We start from the raw sequence: 20969 nt of genomic DNA, 5'->3' as shown, positions 1-20969 counted from the left end.
TTTGAGCCTTGGGAGACCGCGCCGTGCCCCGCCTGGGGAGTTCCTGGCGGGGCACGGCTTGGATGATCGGCAGTGGTGGTGTGCGGGTCAGTGCCTGGGCTGCTGGAGTCCGCGGCGGGTGGGGGCGTTGTGGCCGGACACTCCATGGAACGTATGCGCCGTCGTTGGTCATCGGAAGGCTGCGAGGGCGGCGGCGATGGCGGCGGCGAGCGTGAGGGTGGCCGTGAAGGCGATGGCGGCGCGGGTGAGGGCGGTGGGCTAATGGCCGAGCTGGCCGGAATGACGCTGGAGTCCAGGCATTCCGACTGGACGGGAGAGGAATTCACCGCAGAGTCGCGCTCCCATGTCTCCGTCTACAGGACGGCCGGCCCGCTCTTGACCGGGCAAGTCTCCGATGCCAGCGGCTCGTGACTGTCAGGCCACCCGTGTGTATCGAGCTGTACTCACTGGGTGGTGAGGTTGAGGTCTTTGATCCAGACCATAGAAGCACGCAGGTGCAGGCCGGCGAGGTAGCTGCCGGGGGTCTTGTCATACCGGGTGGCGACGCCCCGCCAGGCCTTGAGCTTGTTGATCAGGCGCTCGACGGTGATCCTCTCTTTGTAGAGGTCGGCATCGTGACCGACGGGTCGACCGCCTCTGGAGCCCTTCTTCTCCCGGTTGGCGGCTTGGTCCCTCTTCTCCGGGATGACCGCCTTGATGCCGCGTTGCCGCAGGTGGGCCCGGTTGCCGCGCGACGAGTAGGCCTTGTCCCCAGCGACCGCGTCCGGCCGGGTGAGGGGGCGGCCCCGGGGCCCGCGGACCCTTATCTTCCCCAGCACGGGGATGAACTGCGGGCTGTCCGCGGCCTGCCCCGCGGTCAGGACGAACGCCAGCGGGCGACACCTGCGGTCGGCAGCGAGGTGGACCTTGCTGGTCAGCCCACCCCTGGAGCGACCCAGGAGGGCAGCCTTCAGCCGAAGCTTCCGCCGACGCCGGATCCGCCATCGCTCCTTCCGCTCGGGATCGCCCTCGACTTCCTGACCGTTTTGCCCTTCGAGGCCGCCCCCTTTGACCTGGCCTTCCCATCCTGGGTGGCAACCTGCTGCAGCGCGGTGAGGACGTCCTCGCCCAGGTGCATCCCGGCAGCGTCGTGGTGAGCCCGCGCGGTAGTGGAGTCGATGCTGACCAGCGACAGGTCCACCTCGCCCCGCTTCGCGGCTTCGGCGATCAGCCCCACCAACAGGGCCTCGAACCCTCCCGCGTCCCGCCACTGGCGGAAGCGGTTGGAGACGGTCGACCAGGAACCGAACTCCTGCGGCATCTCTCGCCATTGCCCGCCCGTCTTGAACCGCCAGATCACGCCCTCGAACTGCTGCCGCAGCCGCTCGGGATACGGACCGTACTCACCGATCGGCAGGTACGGCCCTATGAACTCCCACTCTGCATCAGTCAGTTGCGCTCGCGTCACACAAGACGACCTACCGGATCACGCCTCGCAGCGAGGGCAAACCCCGCAGGTTGATCATGACTCGATACGCGCCCTAGGGCAGGCGGCACGTTGAGAGAGATACTGCCGAAACTTCCTATCACGCGGCGTGAGAGCTCTGTCATCGTCGGGCCATGATCCTTGTTACCGGTGCCACCGGCATCATCGGTAGTCATGTCGGTCTGCTCACCGAGCGGGGCGTGCCGTTCCGGGCGATGTCCCGCCGCGAGCGGCCCGGCGGGGTGCGGGCCGACTTCGACGACCAGCGGGGTGGGGAACACCACGCGGTCGCGGGCGGGCCACGGGTGCACCGGGTCAGGAGACAGGGCCGGGGTCCTTCACGTGGTGGTCGCGGGATGGTGCACTCGGTCCTGGCGGGGCGTAGCCACGGCAGGGTCGGCACCCTGGTGCGGTGGCACTTCGATCAAGGCGGTTGGTGTCAACGACTGTTCACAGATGCCTCGTTCGAGGCGGTGACCGCATCTGGATCGGTGGCACGTTGCGTCATCACGGGGCCTTTCGCGGGTTCGGACTTCGCCAGCCACAGGCCGGTGAACACGGCGATGGCCAATGTGAGGACGCCCGCCGCGACGAAGGAACTGTTCAGGCTGGCCCCGAAGGAGGCGCCGCCGGATTGCCGGGTGCGGACGATGGCTCCGAGTACCGCCACGCCGAGCACCGCGCCGATTTGCCGGGTGGTGCTGCTGATGCCGGAGGCGAGGCCGCCTTCTTGCGGGCTGACGGCTTGGATGGCGGCGCCGGTCAGTGGGGACAGGGTCAGGGCGAAGCCGGTGCCGGCGAGTGCCAGCCGCCACCACACGTTCGCGTAGCCGGTGTCTGCGTGCACCGTGCCGAGCGCAAGGAGGCCCAGGCCGGCCAGGGCCAGGCCGGTGGTGACGACGATGCGGAAGCCATACCGGGCGGCGAGCCGGCCCGCGTAGGGGCTGACGATCACCATGGCGAGGGATACCGGCAGGGTCTGCAGGCCGGCGCGCAGGATCGAGCTGCCCTGGACGTACACGAAGAACTGGGAGAAGAAGAACGACGACCCCATGAGCGCGAACCCCACCACGACCATGGCGGTGTTGGATACGGTGAACAGGCGCTGCCCGAACAGCCGCAGCGGCAGCATCGGGGCGGTACGACGGGCTTCGACGACAATGAAGGCGGCGAGGAAGATCACCGCGGCGGCGAAGCTGCCCAGGATGACCGGTGAGGTCCAGCCGCGGGCACCACCCTCGATCAGCCCGTAGGTCAGCACCCCCACCCCCAGAACGGACAGCACCGTCCCCGGGATGTCGATCGCGGGGGCGCTCGGATTGCGGGACTCGCTGAGGTGACGCAGGCCGACCAGCAGCAGGACCAGTCCGATGGGCAGGTTGACCAGGAAGATGGCGGGCCAGCCGAAGGCTTCTGTCAGCACGCCGCCGGCCACGGGGCCCGCGGCCAGACCGATCCCGCTCAATCCGGCCCACAGCCCGATCGCCTTCATGCGTTCTTGCGGCATGGGGTGGGCGGCGGCGAGCAGGGCGAGCGAGGCAGGGCTCAGCGCCGCGGCCCCGATGCCCTGCAGCACCCGGCCGGCGATCAGCCAGCCGAGCGAGGGCGCGAGGGCGCACATCAGGGACGCGGCGGTGAACACCGCCACGCCGGTGAGGTACACCCGCTTGCGGCCGAACCGGTCGGCGAAGATGCCGCCGGACAGCAGCAGCATGGCGACCAGCAGTACGTACGCGTCGACGATCCATTGCAGACCGGTCAGTTGAGTGTGCAGGCGGTGCTGCATGTCGGGCAGCGCCGCTCCGACGATCGTGTTGTCGAGCAGGACCATGAACTGGCCCAGGCAGGTCACCGTGAGTAGCACGGCCCGGTTTGATCGACTGCTTGCGGTTGCAGGCGATGTAGCCATGGGGACTCCCCGATCGGTAGTTGCACCCGGCCACGGTCGACGCGGGCGGTGATACACCTGAGCGCTCTAAAGCAGTCGGCGACTGCGTTAGATGACTGTAAGGAGGGAGCCTCATAAACGCAAGTATCGACTGCGTTAAGGTGGGGGCATGAACGAGCGACAGCGAGCCCGCAGGCCCGGCGGGCGCAGTGCCCGCGTCGGCGCGCAGGTGCACCAGGCCGTCACCGAACTGATCAGCGAGCGCGGCTACGGCAACTTCACCGTCGGCGACGTCGCTGCCCGCGCAGGTGTAGCTGACAGCAGCGTTTACCGTCGGTGGGGCAGCCTGGAAACCCTGCTCAGCGAGGTGGCGCTCACCCGTCTCAATGCGCAGTCGCCGATGCCCGACACCGGGAGCCTCGCCGGCGACCTGCGCACTTACGCTGCCCAAGTGGCCCGCGAGATCACCGGACCCGACGGTCCGGCGGTGCTGCACCTGGCCTTCGCCCTGTCGAGCAGCGGTCAGCAGGGCCTGCAGGCGAGCGACCACCTGCGCGCCGAACGCACCCGGCAACTGCAGTCCATGCTCGATCGCGCCCACGACCGTGGCGAACCCGCACTCGACGCGTTCGACGTGCTGGACCACATCCTGGCCCCGATGTACATCCGCGTCCTGTTCGGCATGGTCCCGCTCACCCCGGACTACATCGACGGGTTGGTCGACCGATTGCTGTGACCGCACCCGGTTCCCTTTCTGACCACGGAGATCCCTGACCGGGTACGCCTTTCGTCCCGCTGGTCAGCTGCACTCTGCGGAGAAGCCATCACCTGCACCGGACGTGGACAGCGACTCCGTGGCTGCGGCCTGGATGTGGCTGGGCCGGCAATGCCCGGACCGGGGAATCCGGGCTCGATAGGGCGCGGAGCAGCTGCTGGTTGTGCGCCGTCAGTTGGTTCACGACGCGCACCGGCTGCTCGACATCGGCCCGCAACTGGGCGAGCCCTACACCGCCCACACCCCCGCTTCCGCGCTCCACCTCGCCCGCTGCGCTGGATGCGGCGCCCTCTCACCCACCCGTGGAGGCGCGCCTCACCATCCACGCACGCCGCCTGACATTCCTCGCCGCGCATCTGTGTACCGCACCGGCGTAGAAACGCAGAGATGTGATCTGCCTGGCAAACCGGCAAGACCGCTAAGCCTATCCGTTTCCCCGCCCTCCAGTGACTGCACCAAATCGATCCCGGCGATTCAGCACCTGCCCTGCCTGGTCACCTCCTGAGCAAGGTCTCCGCCACGGTCACGGTCCGGGGCCCGACCACGGCCGCGGTCGGGCCCCGGCTGCAACATCCACGGCTGGTCAAAGAGCCTGGTCCTCGCGGCGCGGAACGCGCCGCTGTCGTCGTTCCCCCTTGGGTACCCCGGCCCGGCCGAGAAGGACTCGAGCGAGTCCCTTGTTGTGCAGGTCGCGGCGAGGGGCTCGGTGCTGCACGGCTTAAGGTCCCTACGTGACACACACCTTCGAAGAACTCCTGGACAAGCAACGCGCCGCCGACCAGGCACACGCCATCGTGCAAGCCCTACGCGACCAGGGCGACCCGCCCGCTTACGAGACCGCGTGGCAGGCATGGCGCGACCTCGTCCGAGACGTACAGGCCGCGGTCACCGAGCACGCGAAAGAGCAGGGCGCGATGCGGGCCGGAGTGGAACTTGATGTGAAGAGGGCGGTCCGGTACACCGAGTAGCGAACACGCGGTGGTCGCCGCCGGGGCGTTGCGCTATCCGGCGCCGGGTCAGCGCGTCGACAGGCGCTACTCCTGGACGGGCGGGTTGGCCAAGCGGGTGCGTCTGGCTGCCCCGGACGCCTTGATCCGCCCAACCAGTCTGCCCAGCTTGCGTACTCCGTGTTCGAGCAGGTAGGCGTCCGTGGGGTGGTCGATGTCGGCTTCCATCACGGTGGTGTCGATGCGCAGCTTGCGGCACCGCAGAAGCTTGTCCTCGACCAGCTTGGCCGGCAGGCCTGCCCCGCCTGCGCCACCAGGACAGCTGAGGAGGCGGCACAAGCCTGCACCACCTGCACGGGAGAGGGCCGGATCGTCCGCGAACAGCACACCTACAAGGTCCGATCCCTCGCGGGCCTCAAGGATGGCCAGGAGGTCCGGATCCGCGAACTCGGCGGCCCGGCACGCACGGCGGTGCGCCCGGAAACTCGGTGGGCCGGTGGTGCGACGACGGGCAGGAGCCCCAGAGTTCGACAGGTCCGACCTTGCGCGACGTACGCATCGCCCGGCGGAATCACCGACAAGCAACCGATGTCGGAGCGGTTAACCCCGGCTGGTGTTGATCGTGGAAGACCTGTTGGGTCGCTGGCCCCAGGCAGGTGAGTCAGGAATCCCCCTGCTTGAGCTGGGGGAGGATTCAACTCGCCGACACCCGATCCCCTGGAGCGGGCGGCGCACCCCGGGTCGGCACGGTCTCCGACCCGGGGGTGCGGGTGTCCTCCTCGGACGCCCCGCTCCTCAAAGCAATCCCCGCTCGACGAAGGCACGGAAGCTGCGTGGTGGGCGGCCGGTGAGGCGCTCGACGGTGTCGGTGGTGCGGTCCTCCGCTCCCTCGGCGATGGCGAGGTCCATGCCGGCGAGCAACTCGGCGAACTCGCCGGGCATCAGGGCGGCCAGACGGTCGCGCATCTGCTCGTAGGTCAGCTGCCGATGGGTGACGCGCCGACCCGTGACCTCGGTGAGCACCTCTGCGATGTCGCCGTAGCTCAACGCCTGCGGCCCGGTAATGACCAGGTCGGTGTTGGGAGCCTGAGGGGTGGTCAGGGCGTGCACGGCGACCGCGGCGATGTCGTCGGCGTCCACGAACCCGACACGGCCCTCGCCGGTGGCGGTCAGCAGGGTTCCGTCCTTGCGGATGCTCTGCGCGTGCGGGTGGTCGCCGGTGAAGTTCTGCATGAACCATGAGGGCCGCAGGACCGCCCACGCGTCGAACAGGCCGGGAAGGGCCTGGTGGACCTGCCCTACGGCTGGACCTCCGGAGGGGATCGCCGACGCGCTGAGCAGCACCACGCGGCGCAGCCCGGCTGCGCGGCCCCGCCGGAGGAAGGGCAGCATGACGGCGGCCGGCTCCCGGGAGCCGAGCGGCGGGATGAGATACAGGCGGTCCACGCCGTCGAGGGCTTCGTCGAACGTCGCAGGGTCGTTCCAGTCGAATCGGACGGCCGGAGCGCCGCCCACGTCGGTGGCCTGCCGGCCGGCGGCCTTGACAGGGTGCCCAGCCGCCACGAGCCGGGAGACGACACGGCTGCCGGTGGTGCCGGTGGCTCCGATGACCAGGGTCGTACCGGGGGTGCTCATCGGCTGCTCCTCGTGAAGTCGCTCATGGATTCCTGGAGCACCACGAGCGGGTTCCAGTAGTCGCGGTAGCGGGTGATCCTGCCGTCCTCGACGGTCACCACGGCGATGTACGTCATGTCGTAGGGGCTGCCGGTCTCCACCAGCCGGCCTACCGCGCGCATCTCGACCACGATGGTCTGCGCGACGGTGGTCTGGTGTATCTCCACGTAGGGGAAGTCGTGGAGGTCGATGTGGTCGGGGTAGCCGCGCATGTAGTCGGCGATCGCGGCTTTGCCCTCCAGCCGCTTTGGCCAGGCGTCCGGCGCGAACGGGAACTCGAAGACTCCGTTGTCGTCCCAGAGGTCCATCCAGGCGGCGATGTCCTTGTCGAGCAGCAGTTTCAGGCCGTGGCGGTACAGGTCCGCCGGTGCTGTGTTCGTGGTCATGAGTACTCCGTCCCGTAAGATGCGGACCGTGGGTCCGGTTCATTCGACGATACGGACCCGGGGTCCGTTTTGCAATCGGAGGAAGAACCGCATGCCCGAACGCAGGCCACGCAAGGACGCAGTGCGCAACCGGGCGGCCGTCCTCGCGGCGGCCGACAGCCTCTTCGCCCGCTGCGAGAGCCCGGAGGCCGTCACCATGGCCGACATCGCGGCAGCGGCCGGCGTCGGCAAAGGGACGCTCTTCCGCGCCTTCGGTGATCGCACCGGCCTGATCCAGGCGCTGTACGCGGAACGGCTCGAACCGGTCAGGAACGCCGTCGAAGAAGGGCCGCCGCCCCTGGGCCCCGCCGCCCCGCCGCTGGAGCGCGTACCCGCCCTGCTCGACGCGCTCCTGTGCTTCAAGCTGGACAACCGCCACCTCGCCCTGGCTCTGGAGGAGACCGGCAGCGGCAGCCCTTACCAGGCCGAACACTACGAACGGTGGCACAGCACGCTTCAAGCCGTGCTGGAACGGATCCCCGGTCTCACCGACAGCGCCTTCACAGCTCACGCACTGCTGGCCGCCACCCGCGCCGACCTCGTCGAACACCTCGCCGGCCACCAGCACATGCCCCGGGAGCAACTGCGGGCACACCTCGCGACCTTCACCGCCAGAATCCTTCAGCCGCGTGCGGCGATGGGGGCAGTGGGCTGAGCGCCCAGGACCGGATCATCTCGCTGGGTGAGGCGAATCCGGTCAGTTCGCGGGCGCGGGCGGCGAACGCGCGGGAGGACATGACGGGTGTGCCTTCGCTTCGGCACCATCTCTTGTACGCGGCGTGCGCTGCAACCCGCCATCTTTGGCCGGTCCTCTTCAGCAGCGGCTCTCATGGGCGAGAAGCCATGGTCACGCCACGGCTGCCGGTTCGTGCGAGGGCTGTAACAAACGCGGGACGACGGTCACCCGGCTCTCCCGAGTGGCAAGACTAGCCATGTCGCGTACACATCGACCGACTCCGGGTCGGTCACGGGGGAAGAGGAAACGGCATGAACTCGAAGACGGTCGGAGCCGGTTCATCGCGTCGGGGCCTGCGCGGCGCTGTCCTGGGCGCGACCATGGTCGCGGCTCTGTTGACGGCCACCGCCTGCCAGCCCTCCGGGGGTGACGACAAGGCAGCCGCATCGCCGACCGCCGCTCCCTCGGGATCCGCCTCGGCCGGGGGAAGTGCAGGGGAGAGCACCGAGCCCTCGGGTGACTCCGGGACCGGCAGCAGCAGCACGACGGGCGCGGGGACCGGGGACAGCGGCGAGACCGGCGGCGGCAACGGCACCGGGTACGCCGACTGCGAGGTCACCGGGCTCAACACCGCGGTCGAGCTTCAGGACGGTTCCGGGGAGACCCCCCGCCACTTCCTGCTGACCGTCACCAACAGCACCAGGACGCCGTGCGTCCTCAACGACGCGCCGCAGGTGCGGCTCAAGGCCGGCAACAGCGCCCCGATCGTCGATACGCTCGGAGAGCCGGACACCGAACCCGTCGTCGTCGAGGGAGGCGGCAAGGCGTACGCCGGCCTGTACGTCTTCGGCAACGACGAGGGCGGCGAGGCGGAGTACGACCAGTCCGACCGTTTCACCGCCACCCTGGTCGCCGGCGAGGGCACCGAACTGAGCGGCACGCTCATCTTCGACCTGCCCGACGGCCTCGACACCGTCTCCGTCGACGACGCGGCGCGGGTGAACGGCTGGGCCGGCACCGAGGGACTGGCGATGCGCCCGATCATCCAGCTCTGAGAAGTGGCGCGGGGGACCGCCGCACGCCCTCGCCTAGATGATCTATTCCAAGGGGGGCAACTTGGCCTCGGAGGTGAAGCCGCAACCCGTCACCTACCGGACGGTCCGCTCCCACATCGCCATCCTCCACGGGGCTCCGGCTGGCGCGCCGCCGCAACCGCCGACAGTGCGTCAGGCGATACGACTCCGGGCGCCTGTCCGAACAGGAAGCGGGTTATGTCGGCGATCAGGGTCTCCCTGCGTCGGATCATGGTGCACATGATCGAGGAATCCGCACATCACAACGGCGCTCTTCCGCGGCGCCGGCAGGCCTGGCGTTCCGACATCGGGAGGTCAGCCGGCCTCGGTCTCCTGCACTTCTCAATGTCCGGGCTCTATATGGCCGTCCCTGGCGATGAGAAGCTGATGTTCCGCATGGCTTGCGCGGGCCACCGGACTCAGCCTGGACGGCCAGTTCGATGCCCGTTTCAAACGTTGAAGTATGGACAGGCGGGGCCTCTGACCTGTGCCTAACGTGGATTCTATGGACGGCAATGAGAGCAGCACTGGCCCGTCCGAAGGTGACGCGGCCACCACCACACCTCTCCTCGAAGTCAGCCCGCCTGAATGCAGGCAGGGCATGCCGCTTGAGATCCGCGGGACCGGCTGGCAGAGCTGGCCGGTCAGACTGACGGTCGACGGACAGGCGGTCCTGGTCGACAGGGTGCTGCAGGGCCTGACCGGGCCCGTTCCCTGTCCAAACGGGAACGGGCCCGAGACGGAAGGACCGCGACAGCAGCAGCGCCCCCTGAACAACAACGAAGCCATTCGGCCGGACGGCACGGGAACCTTCCTTTGCCGGCTCTCCAGCCTGCGGCTGGAGCTGGGGCAGCACCGTCTTGAGGCGGCGTACGCACAGAACGGGCACGAGGCGGGAGCGAAAGCGTCCGTTGTCATTCTCGCGCGCCACGATCCCGACGGTGGGGAGACTCTGCCGGCGGTGCCCGACGAGAACGGGCAGGTACCTGAGACCGGTGAGCCACAGGGGGAGGGCGACCGCCCCTTCGAACGCGATCAGTTCCACTGGGAGCGCCGTTTCGGCCACCTCGGCCGCATCCCTCCGGGCGTCCGCGAGACGCAGATCTCGCAGGTCCGGGCCCTCCGTGAGCGCCGGGACCGGCTGGAGGCGGGCCTGCGTGCGGCGGCCGCGCAGGGGCAGGGCGAACTGGATCGCTCGGCGCCGGTGGTGGGCATGGCCAACTGGACGCCCCTCGGCGCCGGTCCGGTCGTGCAGGGCGGTGTCGCGTACAGCGGGCGTGCGCTGTCGCTCGCCATCGACCCCACCGACACGAATACGGTGTACCTGGGCACGGCGAACGGTGGGGTGTGGAAGAGCACGGACCGCGGCTTGACCTGGTCGCCGAAGTCCGATTACCAGCGCAGCCTGGCCATTGGTGCCCTCGCGGTCGACCCTAACGACCATCTGCACGTCGTCGCTGGCACCGGTGAGATGAGGTCCGGCGGAGACACGTACTACGGCAACGGCCTGCTCAGTTCGCTAGACGGTGGCAACACATGGACGGAGCTGGGGACGTCGTTCTTCGAAAGGGACGAGATCACCCGCTTGGTCTTCGACCCGACGGACACCACCGGCAAGCGTCTGCTGCTGTCTTCCACCATCGGCGTCTGCGAAAGCACTGACGGCGGTGTGAACTGGGCCAACCTGATCAACGGTTGGTTTACCGACATGGTGGTACTGCCCGCGTCGGGGCCTGCCGGATCCGTGAAGGTCATCGCCGCCAAGATCGGTGCCGGTGTCGGCCTATGGACGAGCACACGCAAAACCGGCACCTGGTCCGGCTGGACGGCGATCAACGACACGGCGCTGCTGCCCACGTTCGACCGAGTGGCGATGGCCCAGCAGGCAAGCAACCCCAACGTGGCCCTCGCGCTGTTCTCCACGGGCGACTACATGACAGGGCTTGCCAAGACCACAAACGGTGGAACCGCCTGGTCGGCCGTCCCCATCCGTCTCAACTTCTCGGTGACGCCGGGGACATCCACGAGCGCCGGACACTCCCATTCGTTCTCTGTGCCCGCTGCGGACATGTCCGCTCCCGCCACTGCTCACACGTACACGAGCACAACGGCCGGTACGCCAAGCCACAACCACACCATCACCTTCACGGCACAGGAGTTTGCACGCCTGGCCGGAGGCGGCCCGGTAAACCTCACCACCACCGATGCCACGGGCCACAGTCACACGGCCGGCTTCCTTGTCACCGGTGGCCAGGCCTACTACAACCTCCACGTTGCCGTGCATCCCACCAACGCCGACATCCTCTTCCTCGGCGAGGCATTCCTGTGGCGCTCCACCACAGGCGGCGTCTTCGACCGAGTCGACAACGTCCACGCCGACCACCACGAGCTCGTCTTCGATCCGGTCAATCCCGCCACCTGCTGGGAGGTCAACGACGGCGGCGTTCAGATGTCCACCGACACCGGAGTGACATGGAGCCACCGCAACCGTGACCTGGCCACGCTGCAGTACTGGTCGGTCGCCCAGCACCCGGAGTGGGAGAACGTACTGCTGGGTGGAACCCAGGACAACGGCGTGCAGCGCTACGGAGGAACCCCGGCGTGGCCCCTGACGGACGGCGGGGACGGCGGATTCACTGCCATCGATCCGTCGAAACCGACGCGGATGTACAAGCAGTACAGGAACGAGCTCATCTACCGGTCAGACAACGCCGGCGCCCTCGGGTCGTGGTCGCCGAAGACCAATGGGATAACCGGCGGCGCCCTCTTCTACGCGCCCTTCGCGTTCGACCCTACGACGTCCACGACCTGCTACTTCGGCGGCGAAGAGTTGTGGCGCAGCACGAACAGCGGGGATACCTGGTTCCCCGTCACCTCAGGGCTAGGCGCGGCAATCTCGGCCATCGCTGTGCATCCGGGCGACAGCAACACGATATACATCGGTACACAGACCGGGCGGGTCTACCTGCTACAGCGCACGGGGGCCACGTGGAACCCCCCGGACGTGCCACGCACCGACCTGACAGCTCCGCCCCTGCCCTTCGTGTATATCTCCGATCTCGCCGTGGACCCGGCAGGCACCGTCTGGGTGACGATCGCGGGAATGCTGAACTCCGAGCAAGATGGCGAGTTCAGCAACGACCACATCTACCGGCGGGGCGCGACCGACAACGTCTGGACTTCGCGTTCTAACGGACTGGCGCAGGCCAACCCCATCAACACGATCGTCATCGACCCGGCGAACAGCAACCGGCTTTTCTGCGGTGCTGACATCGGCGTGTTCCGGACTGAGAACGCCGGCCTGAACTGGTTGCCCTGGGACCAAGGCCTGCCCAACGCGCCCGTCTTCGACCTCGCCTTGCACTCCAAGCGTCGGCTACTGCGGGCGGCCACTCACGGCCGGAGCGTCTGGGAGCGGCCCGTCGACGCCGGGCAGACCAAGATGGTCGACCTGTACGTGCGCGATACCGTGCTCGACTCCGGGCGGGTCCAGCCGTCCCCCTCGGGCGTCGCGGATCCCTTCGACCCGAGCCCCACGCCGGGCACGATGTGGTGGTGGCAGAGTCCCGACATCCTCGTGGACGCCCCAGAGCCGAACTACCAGACAACCAATCCGGTCGGCGACTACGTCGCCCTTACCCAACTCGCCCACCGCACCGCACGCCGGGATCGCACGAACCGGTTCTACGTCCAAGTCCACAACCGGGGCGTCAGCCCGGCGACGAACGTCCGCGTACGAGCCTTCCTGGCCGACGCCTCCGCTGCCCTGCCGGCGCTACCTCCTGACTTCTGGTCCAGCGGCAAGCCCTTCGTCGGCGACCCCACCGCCACCAACTACACGCCGATCGGCCCGACCCAAACGATCGCCAAGCTGGAGGCGGCGGAACCAGGTGTGGTCGAGTGGGACTTCCTCGTTCCGAACACCGCAGCCGCGCATTCGTGCGTCCTAGCGGTCGCGACCTGCGACGAGGACCCCATTGGAGTGACCGGGATCTTTGACATCACGACGCTGGTGACCACCCGGAAGCACGCTGCGCTGAAGAACCTCCAGGTGGAGAACGCCGTACCCGGCGGCGTCACGCCATCCGGCGCGTTCATCCTCCTGCTCAACAACCCTAAGCAGACCGCCCAGCCGTCCACTGTGGTGTTCGAATGGGCGAGCCTGCCTGAGGGGACGCAGCTGTACACGATCCTCGAGAAGCTCGGCAACGCCCCAGGCCCGCAGCTAGGCCACGGTGTGGAGCCGCTCCCCAACGCAGACCAGTTCCTGCCCGACAAGTTCACCGACCGCAATGGGCAGGTCCGCAAGTTCGACTTCGCGCGCTCCTACGTGATGAAACCCGACGAGCACCGCAAGAACGAGCTGAGGGGCGTGCACATCGACCCCGAGCGCGGCTCCCGCGCGGTGGCCGTCAACGTCCGCCTGCCGGAGGGCACGGCGAACCGGCCCGTGGAGTTCCACGTCCTGCAGGAATTTCAGAACAAGCTGGTGGGCGGCAGCACCTACGTCGTCCGGCCCACCCACCCCGAGCAGCCGGAAGGCGCCCGCACCGACGACGGGCGGCCGGATAAATGAAGACGTGGTTCGCTGCCAGGACAGGCGCAGGCGCTTGAGCCCGGACAAATCGCGCCGAGTTCGGCACACGGAGTACGTGCTCCTCAAAGGTGTACGTCCATCCCCAACGCCCTCCTATGGGCGCGTCACAGATGGGAGCCCCACGATGGCCTTCCATGCCTCGCACCACTCCAAGTCCGGCCCGCTCCGCCCCCGCTTCTGGGCGGAAGTGGTCTTGGGGTCCTTCTCCGGGCTGCTCTTCGTAATCACACTCATCTGGCACGACTGGATCGAACTTCTCTTCGAGATCGAACCGGACGCCGGGAGCGGAGCCCTCGAGTGGCTCATCGTGGCCGTCACGGCCTTGGCCACCGTCCTGTGCGCCCTCGGCGCACGGATGGAGTGGCGTCGAGCCCACCCGGCCGCCGGGCAGGCCTCGCGGTGAAGGGCTGTGCGGGGGTCCAATCGCACGCCGCCTGCGGGTCAATGTCGCCGGCCGTCCGATGCCCGGGCGCGCTGGAAGGGCGCCGGCGGTCGGCTACGGACGGCCGGAGCGCCGGTCCGCCGGCACAGAGAAAGTGCACGTCACACGACTGGCCCCCTGGTGTGGCGCGGACGGTCCCGCGCATCGAGCGTGGTCTGAGCGGGGCAACGACGGCCCCGGCCGAGCCCATAGAACGGATCCTCATGCCCGTCACCGTGAAAAACCACCGGGTACGCCACAAGTCCACCGTCCCCGCGAATAAGGGCGAGGACGTCGAACTCTTCGTGCGGGAGCGCGACGGCACGTCCCTTGGCCATCTCGACGAGCGCACGGCCGTCCTGATGCTCCACGGCCGGAGCGTTCCGGTGCTCGCGGGCTTTGATCTCGACTTCAAGTCGTACAGCTGGGCCGATGCGCTGGCGAGGGCCGGTTACGACGTCTTCATGATGGATCTCCAGGGCTCGGGGCTGTCGCCGCGGCCGAAGATGGACGACCCTCGCAACGTCAACCCCGCCCAGCAGAGCCTTCTGAAGCCGCGACCTCCGGGTTTCACGCCGGGCCTGCCGAACTATCGGTTCCAGTTGACCAACTCGATCAGCGACCGGGACGACCTGAACGCCGTCGTGGAGTGGATCATCCGCGAGCGTGGGGTGAAGAAGGTCGCCTTCATCGGTTGGTCCGCGGCCGCGTTCACGATGGGGCCGTACGCGGTCAAGAACCCGGGCAAGGTGTCGAGCCTGTTCCTGCTGGCGCCGATCTTTCCTCCCGAGGGCACGTCGAAAGCCCCCGACCCGTTGCCGCAGCCCGGCTTCCCGACGTTCGTGAGCACGAAAGAGGGAACCTGGAAGGGGTGGGGCAGCGAGGTGCACTGCGAGGGCCAGCGCGAAGATGAGATGCGCGACAAGCTGTGGGACGCGATCATGAAAAGCGATCCGGTGGGCAGCACGTGGGGGCCGGTCGGTGAAGGGCTCAATCGCATCAGAAACTTCGCCCGGTGGGGCTGGAACAAGACCACCGCGGGGCAGGGCGGCGTCCTCGGCGAAAGAGTGCCGGTCCTCATCGCGTACGGGGAGTACGACAGGCAGGTGAACACGTCGAGCGAAGATCCGGAATTCAACTTCTCGGTCGCCGCTCTCTACAACGCCATCGCCGGCGACCACAAGCTGATGGTCAAGCTGGCCTGCGCCGGGCATTCGTTGGTGTGGGAGATGCAGCACAAGAACGTGCACAACCTCTCGAAGCACTGGCTCAAGCACCTGAAGGTCGACGGCAAGACCCAGGGCATCTTCGACATGAACACCAACGGCGACATCAGCCCGGCTCCGTAGAACAGCCGAGCCCTCGACCGCGAACCGCGGAGGGCCCAGGATCCTGACGTCAGCCTGTCGCCGTCGTCAGGGCCGCCACAGGCACTGGCGAGGAGGAGTCCGCCGTCCTCCGCGCCAGCGCCCTGGGCGCGAGCGTGACCGGGTGGATCATCTGGTGGATCCTGCAACGCCGGCCCGGCGCTGACCCCGTCGTCCACCCGGATCTGGTGGTCCCGGTCGTCCAAGACCGGGACCACCAGATCCGCCAGTACTCCCCGATGATCGGTGACGTGCGGGCTCGATCAAGGGGCCTCGATGAACGGCAGCATCTGGGAGGACGAGGACGGGCGGATCACCGGCACGGTCGTGGACGAGACCCAGTTTGAGGCGGTGACCTCCCAGATGACCCGCGCATCTGCTGCCGGCGTCGTATCCCTGACCACCGATGAGCGGCACCCGCTATTCACCGCTGTATTGCCCGACAGAGACGGCGTTCTCCGCGCACGCTGGCAGACTGATCCGACGCCAAGCGACCGGTACTGGGCCTTCCTGAAGACCCTGCGGCGCGGCCAGGTCGTCACGGGCACGGTGACGACCATCGCCAGCTTTGGCGTCACCCTCGTGGACACCGGCGGCTTCGCCGCGGTGATCAACATTCCAGAACTGTCCTGGCGCCCGTTCAACCACCTGCCCGACGTCGTCAGCGTCGGCCAGGAGATCACAGCCGAAGTCCTCGATGTCGACATGATCTGGGAACGGGTGCCGCTGTCACTCCGAGCAGTGCAGGAAGACCCGTGGCCGCAGGTAACGCAGAGGATCGGCCAGGTGGTCACCGGACCGGTCACCAAGATCATGCCCTTCGGCTTCTTCGTGCGCATCGAAGGCCGAGAGGATGGCTTCGAGGGGCTCGTGCACACCAGCGAGCTGGATGAATCGTCCGAAGACGTCATCGAGGTCGGCGACGCCCTCACCCTGAACATCATGGTCTGTGTGATCAGGCGGGTGCATCAAGGACTCTCACGTGGAGACCGACCGCTCCGCTGCCTCTGCCCGGTACTGCCCCGGGGTAGTACCGAATTCTCGGCTGAAGGCATGTGAGAGGGCGTACGGGGTGCCGTAGCCGACGCGGCGAGCGATGGCGGCCAGTCGGTCCGGGGTGTCGCGCAGCAGGCTGGCGGCGAAGGTCAGGCGCCACCAGGTGAGGTACGCCATCGGCGGGCGGCCGACCAGGGTGGTGAAGCGGCGGGCCAGGGTGGCGCGGGACACGCCTGCCTCGGCGGCCAGGCGGTCGTTGGTCCACGGGGCGGCCGGGTCCGAGTGCAGCGCCCGTAGGGCAGCGGCCGCCACGGGGTCGCCCAGTACGGTCGGCCAGGTGCCGCTCGTACCCTGTGCTGCCCAGGAGCGGATCATATAGACAAGGAGGAGGTCGAGCAGGCTGGGAACCGCGATGCAGGCGCCGGGTCCCTGTGCGCCCAGCTCGTGGCCCAGCAGGTCGACGGCGGCGCGCAGTTCGGGATGGGCGCCCACTCGGTTCGGCAGGTGGACGACCTTCGGCAGTTCCGCCATGAGCGGGTGCATGCGACTGCGGTCGAGCCGGTACTTGCCGCACAGCATCTGCACCTCCCCGGAGGCGGCTCGGGGCCGGCTCGGCCATTTGTCGTCGAGCCATCGCTCGAACGGCACCGCCTGTTTCACGGTCGCCGCATCGGCGGGGGCGTCGGCCATCACGTGTCCTGTGCCGTGCGGCAGCAGCACCACGTCACCTGCGCCGAGTGAGACTGGCGAGCCGCTGTCGGGCAGCAGCCAGCAACTGCCCTCCAGGATCACGTGGAAGCCCGCACCGTCGTACGGGGCGAGCCGCGTGCACCAGCTCCCGCTCACCCGCACCCGGTTTGACGAAGGCCGACCGACGCGTACTGCCGAGACTGCGTCGCTCACTACATCCATCAGACCAGACTACCAATAGCGTCAATGGTGAGTCGGATGCGTATCTGAATGAGCCGAACAGGCATTGAAAGGCTCATCTGCCCTTTCTAGAGTCGACTGCATGAAGAGCGAGAGCATGCAGAGCATCGTGCTCGGCGATGTCGAGGTCATCCGAGTCGTCGAGTGGCAAGGGGCGTTCGCGCCGGCACGCGGCCTGGTTCCGGAGTCCGGCGCCGAGGTGTGGAAGGGCAACGAGGGCTGGCTGGCGCCGGATCACTGGGAACCGGACAGCGACCGAGCGGTGGTGGCGCTGCAGACCTGGGTGCTGCGCAGCGGCGGACGGACCGTCCTGGTCGACACCGGGGTGGGGAACGGGCGCGAGCGGCCCGGCTCTGCGCAGTTCCACCACTGGCAAGGCGATTTCCTGGGCCGGCTGGCGCGGGCCGGAGTCCGGCCGGATGACGTGGACGTCGTCGTCAACACCCACGTCCACGGTGATCACGTCGGTTGGAACACCGTCGGTGTGGACGGAGGGTGGGAGCCCACGTTCCCCAACGCCCAGTATCTCATCCCCGCCGCGGACGACTTCCACTTCGGACCGGACAACTCATACGGGAACGGCCGCCGGGAGGATGACCGGCTGATCTACGAGGACAGCATCATGCCCGTCCACCGGGCCGGACAGACCGTCCTGTGGGACGGCACCCACCGCATCGATGAACACCTCACTCTGGAGTCTGCGCCAGGCCACACACCCGGTTCATCCGTGCTGCGGCTCGCATCCGGAAGCGATCGGGCGGTCTTCGTCGGCGATCTTCTGCACAGCCCGGTGCAGATCCTCACACCCTCCTGCAACAGCTGCTTCTGCCTTGATGCGGAACAAGCAGTGGCCAGCCGCCGTCGAATCCTCCAACGAGCCGCCGACGAAGGGGAATTGGTCGTCCCCGCACACTTCGGCGGGGCGGGTGCCGTCGAAATCCATCGAGAGGGCGACGCGTTCACCCTCGGGCGGTGGGCGGCCTAGACAGTCACAGCAACTACGGGTCGCGACCATTGCGCACCCAGTCTCGGATTTGCGCAATCAGTACGCGTCCTGAGCCGACATTGCGCATTGAGCCGTGGACCCTACCCCCGACCAGATGGCCGACCACGAGGGCCCGAGCACGGTTACGAAGCGACAACACTGCCGTCGACCAGGCCGACATCCCCGCCGACAACCGTCCGCACCTCCTCACTGGCCTGCCTACGGATCAGCAGGTCACAACGACATGCAGGTCGTGGTCGGGAGCACGGAGATCCCCTCTACGCCCCCCAGATCCACGCCTCGCAGCAGGAAGAAGAGAGGTGGGTGGGTGGGACAGCCCCTGGGCGGCGGGCGAGGCGATCGGGTGCCTCGGGTGATGCTCGCGCGCGACGGCGGGGCCGCGTGCGGCGCCGGGCAGACCGTCGGCCCGACCGGGGGCGGTAAGGCCGACGGAGGGCAGTCCTGGACGACAGCGGCTGCGGCGACTGCGTTGACCAGCAGGTCCCGCGCACCTCGGTACCGCGCTTTCGCCGCACGTAGTTCCCGAGCCGCGCCGGTTCGTCCTCGACATCGGGCGCGCGAGCTCCGCATCCTGGGAGCCGAAGCGAGCCACGACACTGGTAAACCTGTGGTGGATCGCCTGGATCACGCACGCGCTGGTGCTCCTAGTGGCGGGCCGGGTGGCCTCGGGGTCGACGGCCTTCCTCATAGTGGCGGAGGCGCTCATGATCGCGGTGGCCGTGCTGCTGGGGTTCGTCATCGAGCGCATCACGGTGTTGGAAAGCGCGGCGTTCGGCGCCACCGTTCCGGTCGCACCCTTCGCCGAGGCGTGAGGCACATCCCCCGATGTGCTCCCACACGGCGAGGCGATTGGCTGCACACGTGACCGACAATGGCCTGGCCGCAGTTCACCGCACAGGCTGTAACCGGTCACACCAGCCCTTTGGCCTGCGTCTTCAAGGTGGCGGGGGCTCAGTGCCGCGCTGTTGTTATGCGGGATGACAAGCGCGACTACATCCTCGACGGCACCCTGCCCCTCACAGCAATCGGCGCGGTGGAGTGGTAGGGCCTCGGAGCCGGTGATGCGGGCGAAGCGGAGCCGACCGCTAATGCCACCCAGAAGGACACCGCTTGATGCTACTGATTTACGCACCGTGAAATGGTGCCTCGGCGACGAGCGCAACGTCGTGATTGTCTCCCTGACCAGCTTGGAAGAGGCCTACGGTGCGGTGGTCGCGATCGTGCTGCATCCCTCCGGCCGCTAACCCGATACGGCCATGTCGGTCGCGATCGGAGACCCGATCCCGTGCACCGCGGTCGCCGTCAACCTCCAGCAGCTGCGGTTGACCCGCTGCGACGGCGCGAAACTCCTCGGTGAGGTCGACCCCGCGGCGATGGCCCGCGTCGACCAGGCGTTGCGCGCCGCCCTGGACCTGTAGTCCCCCCACCAGGGAAGAGGGAGGCTGCGGCCCAGAATCGCGCCGCAGCCGTGCGGAGGTTCAGCATTGCCGTCACTCAGCGGATGGCCCAGAGCTGGCCCGATGCCTCACCTGTACAGCCAAGATCAGCGCCGTCGTGACCGCCAGCACAAGGTTCAACGTGTCAGCAGCCATGACGACGGCGAAGGGTGCGCCGACCATGTGCGGCACCTTGGCGACGATCATGCCAAGACCCACGAGCAGGGGCATCCATATCGAGTAGAAGCGCATGCCCTGGCGGGGGCGCGCTCCTTTGCGAATCTTCGCCTGCTCCCACCAGCGGCAGCCGAAGCTGAGAAGAACCAGCAAGCAGCCCATCACGACGACGGACCAGTCCATGAACCTGAGCATCGATACCCCTCGTCGGCACGGATCTGCGTGTCGCGACATCACTGCGACTCGTTCCCTCAATGCCAGTGCACAGAGCCTGTCAGGCCAGTCATACAACGGGAATGAACCGGTCAGCTCCTTAGTGTGATCTTTACCCCTGTCGCAGAAGTTGCCGAGTGTCCTGTACCCACCACCTTCCCCCAGCTCCCATCCCGTCCGCCGTCGACCACACACCGTGGAGAGGGCGTGGTTCATGTCGGATCGGGCAGAATCCGGAACTGCACGACTTCATCCAGTCGCACCTGACCCCATCTACCAGGCCCTTTACACCCAAGGCCGCACAGAACTCCGCCGCGAACTGACCCAAACTCCGCACACCGGACGGGGCAGACGGCGCCCTTGCCACTTGGCCGACCGCCGGCGTTTCCGGGCCGTCATGAACAAGGTCATGATCAGCCAACGGCCGCCCGAGGCAGCCGACCGGGTCCCCGGGCAACTGGGAAGGCGACCTGATCCTCGGCCGCAAGAAATACTCCGCGATCGCCACTCTCGTCGACCGCAGCACCCGTTACCTGCTGCTGGTCCACCTGCCCGACGGCTACAACTCCGCAGCCGTCCGCGACGTCCTCACACCCCCTGCCACCCGATCTGAAGCGGTCTCTGACCTGGGATCAGGGCACCGAGAGGGACGGCTCACCGCGGCTTCAGCATGACCACCAACGTCCCGGTCTAGATCTGCGACCTCGGCAGCCCGCGCCGCGCGGCTCGAACGAAAACACCCCGACCACCAGCCACGAACCCGCTCCCGCGCAACCATGCACACGTTCTTCGAGAAGGCAGCCGCCGTCTGTTGGAAAACCGCCACCGCCACCAACACCCGTGGCGACCGCATGGGCTACCACCCGCCCCGCTTCGCCCACCGGTACATCGGCCCCTCCCGAT

18 protein-coding genes and 3 pseudogenes are annotated in these 20969 nt (G+C 67.8%); 14 read left to right on the top strand and 7 right to left on the bottom strand.

What is annotated here, in order from left to right; translation table 11 throughout:
* The first annotated feature begins 144 nt into the window (after window positions 1-144).
* Window positions 145-411 (top strand): hypothetical protein, encoded by a 267-nt coding sequence (locus RNB18_RS31795; protein ID WP_311717572.1) that lies wholly within the window; start codon window positions 145-147, stop codon window positions 409-411.
* 32 nt (window positions 412-443) lie between these two features.
* Here RNB18_RS31795 and RNB18_RS31790 read toward each other — a convergent pair.
* A pseudogene (locus RNB18_RS31790) lies at window positions 444-1447 on the bottom strand (IS5 family transposase).
* A gap of 457 nt (window positions 1448-1904) precedes the next feature.
* Complete coding sequence (locus RNB18_RS31785; protein WP_311717555.1) at window positions 1905-3374, bottom strand: MFS transporter; 1470 nt, start codon at window positions 3372-3374, stop codon at window positions 1905-1907.
* A 148-nt stretch (window positions 3375-3522) separates the two neighbouring features.
* On the opposite strand from RNB18_RS31785, the gene RNB18_RS31780 reads away from it, so the two are divergent.
* Window positions 3523-4089: a TetR/AcrR family transcriptional regulator gene (locus RNB18_RS31780; protein WP_311717554.1), complete on the top strand. Its 567-nt coding sequence runs from the start codon at window positions 3523-3525 to the stop codon at window positions 4087-4089.
* Window positions 4090-4859: 770 nt separating this feature from the next.
* Window positions 4860-5096: a hypothetical protein gene (locus tag RNB18_RS31775; protein ID WP_311717553.1), complete on the top strand. Its 237-nt coding sequence runs from the start codon at window positions 4860-4862 to the stop codon at window positions 5094-5096.
* A gap of 96 nt (window positions 5097-5192) precedes the next feature.
* Here the strand turns inward: RNB18_RS31775 and RNB18_RS31770 are convergent.
* The 3 genes and pseudogenes from RNB18_RS31770 to RNB18_RS31760 form a co-directional block, all read right to left on the bottom strand.
* Window positions 5193-5375 (bottom strand): annotated as a pseudogene (locus tag RNB18_RS31770) (ISNCY family transposase); the annotation flags it as partial.
* Window positions 5376-5870: 495 nt separating this feature from the next.
* A complete protein-coding gene (locus RNB18_RS31765) occupies window positions 5871-6710 on the bottom strand; it encodes an NmrA family NAD(P)-binding protein (RefSeq protein WP_311717552.1) in 840 nt (279 codons plus the stop codon).
* Complete coding sequence (locus tag RNB18_RS31760; RefSeq protein WP_311717551.1) at window positions 6707-7135, bottom strand: nuclear transport factor 2 family protein; 429 nt, start codon at window positions 7133-7135, stop codon at window positions 6707-6709. Before RNB18_RS31760 ends, RNB18_RS31765 begins: the two co-directional genes overlap by 4 nt.
* A 91-nt stretch (window positions 7136-7226) precedes the next feature.
* On the opposite strand from RNB18_RS31760, the gene RNB18_RS31755 reads away from it, so the two are divergent.
* The 7 genes from RNB18_RS31755 (at window position 7227) to RNB18_RS31730 (ending at window position 16367) form a co-directional block, all read left to right on the top strand.
* Window positions 7227-7829 carry a TetR/AcrR family transcriptional regulator gene (locus RNB18_RS31755; RefSeq protein ID WP_311717550.1) on the top strand — a complete coding sequence of 201 codons (603 nt, stop codon included), beginning with the start codon at window positions 7227-7229 and terminating at the stop codon, window positions 7827-7829.
* Window positions 7830-8161: 332 nt separating this feature from the next.
* Window positions 8162-8905: a DUF4232 domain-containing protein gene (locus tag RNB18_RS31750; protein ID WP_311717549.1), complete on the top strand. Its 744-nt coding sequence runs from the start codon at window positions 8162-8164 to the stop codon at window positions 8903-8905.
* Between the two features lie 216 nt (window positions 8906-9121).
* Window positions 9122-9418, top strand: a complete 297-nt coding sequence (locus RNB18_RS53830; protein ID WP_394817701.1) for a hypothetical protein — start codon at window positions 9122-9124, stop codon at window positions 9416-9418.
* 10 nt (window positions 9419-9428) lie between these two features.
* On the top strand, window positions 9429-13499 hold the full coding sequence (locus RNB18_RS31745) for a WD40/YVTN/BNR-like repeat-containing protein (protein WP_311717548.1): 4071 nt from the start codon (window positions 9429-9431) through the stop codon (window positions 13497-13499).
* A gap of 145 nt (window positions 13500-13644) precedes the next feature.
* On the top strand, window positions 13645-13923 hold the full coding sequence (locus RNB18_RS31740; protein ID WP_311717547.1) for an ABC transporter permease: 279 nt from the start codon (window positions 13645-13647) through the stop codon (window positions 13921-13923).
* A gap of 323 nt (window positions 13924-14246) precedes the next feature.
* Window positions 14247-15290, top strand: coding sequence for an alpha/beta fold hydrolase (locus RNB18_RS31735; protein ID WP_311717566.1), 1044 nt, complete (start codon window positions 14247-14249; stop codon window positions 15288-15290).
* Window positions 15291-15584: 294 nt separating this feature from the next.
* Window positions 15585-16367 carry a S1 RNA-binding domain-containing protein gene (locus RNB18_RS31730; protein WP_311717546.1) on the top strand — a complete coding sequence of 261 codons (783 nt, stop codon included), beginning with the start codon at window positions 15585-15587 and terminating at the stop codon, window positions 16365-16367.
* Here RNB18_RS31730 and RNB18_RS31725 read toward each other — a convergent pair.
* Complete coding sequence (locus tag RNB18_RS31725; RefSeq protein WP_311717545.1) at window positions 16287-17216, bottom strand: AraC family transcriptional regulator; 930 nt, start codon at window positions 17214-17216, stop codon at window positions 16287-16289. The genes RNB18_RS31730 and RNB18_RS31725 overlap by 81 nt on opposite strands.
* Window positions 17217-17316: 100 nt before the next feature.
* On the opposite strand from RNB18_RS31725, the gene RNB18_RS31720 reads away from it, so the two are divergent.
* From RNB18_RS31720 to RNB18_RS31710, 3 genes are all read left to right on the top strand, one after another.
* Window positions 17317-18219 carry an MBL fold metallo-hydrolase gene (locus tag RNB18_RS31720; RefSeq protein ID WP_311717544.1) on the top strand — a complete coding sequence of 301 codons (903 nt, stop codon included), beginning with the start codon at window positions 17317-17319 and terminating at the stop codon, window positions 18217-18219.
* A gap of 659 nt (window positions 18220-18878) precedes the next feature.
* Window positions 18879-19052 carry a hypothetical protein gene (locus tag RNB18_RS31715; protein ID WP_311717543.1) on the top strand — a complete coding sequence of 58 codons (174 nt, stop codon included), beginning with the start codon at window positions 18879-18881 and terminating at the stop codon, window positions 19050-19052.
* Between the two features lie 444 nt (window positions 19053-19496).
* Window positions 19497-19658 carry a hypothetical protein gene (locus RNB18_RS31710; protein WP_311717542.1) on the top strand — a complete coding sequence of 54 codons (162 nt, stop codon included), beginning with the start codon at window positions 19497-19499 and terminating at the stop codon, window positions 19656-19658.
* A 72-nt stretch (window positions 19659-19730) separates the two neighbouring features.
* Here RNB18_RS31710 and RNB18_RS31705 read toward each other — a convergent pair whose 3' ends face one another.
* The gene (locus RNB18_RS31705) at window positions 19731-20036 is read right to left on the bottom strand and encodes a hypothetical protein (protein ID WP_311717541.1); all 306 of its coding nucleotides are present in this window, start codon (window positions 20034-20036) and stop codon (window positions 19731-19733) included.
* A 248-nt stretch (window positions 20037-20284) separates the two neighbouring features.
* Here RNB18_RS31705 and RNB18_RS54160 point away from each other — a divergent pair.
* Window positions 20285-20807: pseudogene (locus RNB18_RS54160) on the top strand (IS30 family transposase); the annotation flags it as partial.
* Between the last annotated feature and the right edge of the window lie 162 nt (window positions 20808-20969).

Source organism: Streptomyces doebereineriae, assembly GCF_031845645.1.
Lineage (GTDB): Bacteria > Actinomycetota > Actinomycetes > Streptomycetales > Streptomycetaceae > Streptomyces > Streptomyces canus.
The sequence above is the reverse complement of the archived record's forward strand: the minus strand, read 5'-3'. Positions and strand labels throughout refer to the sequence as shown.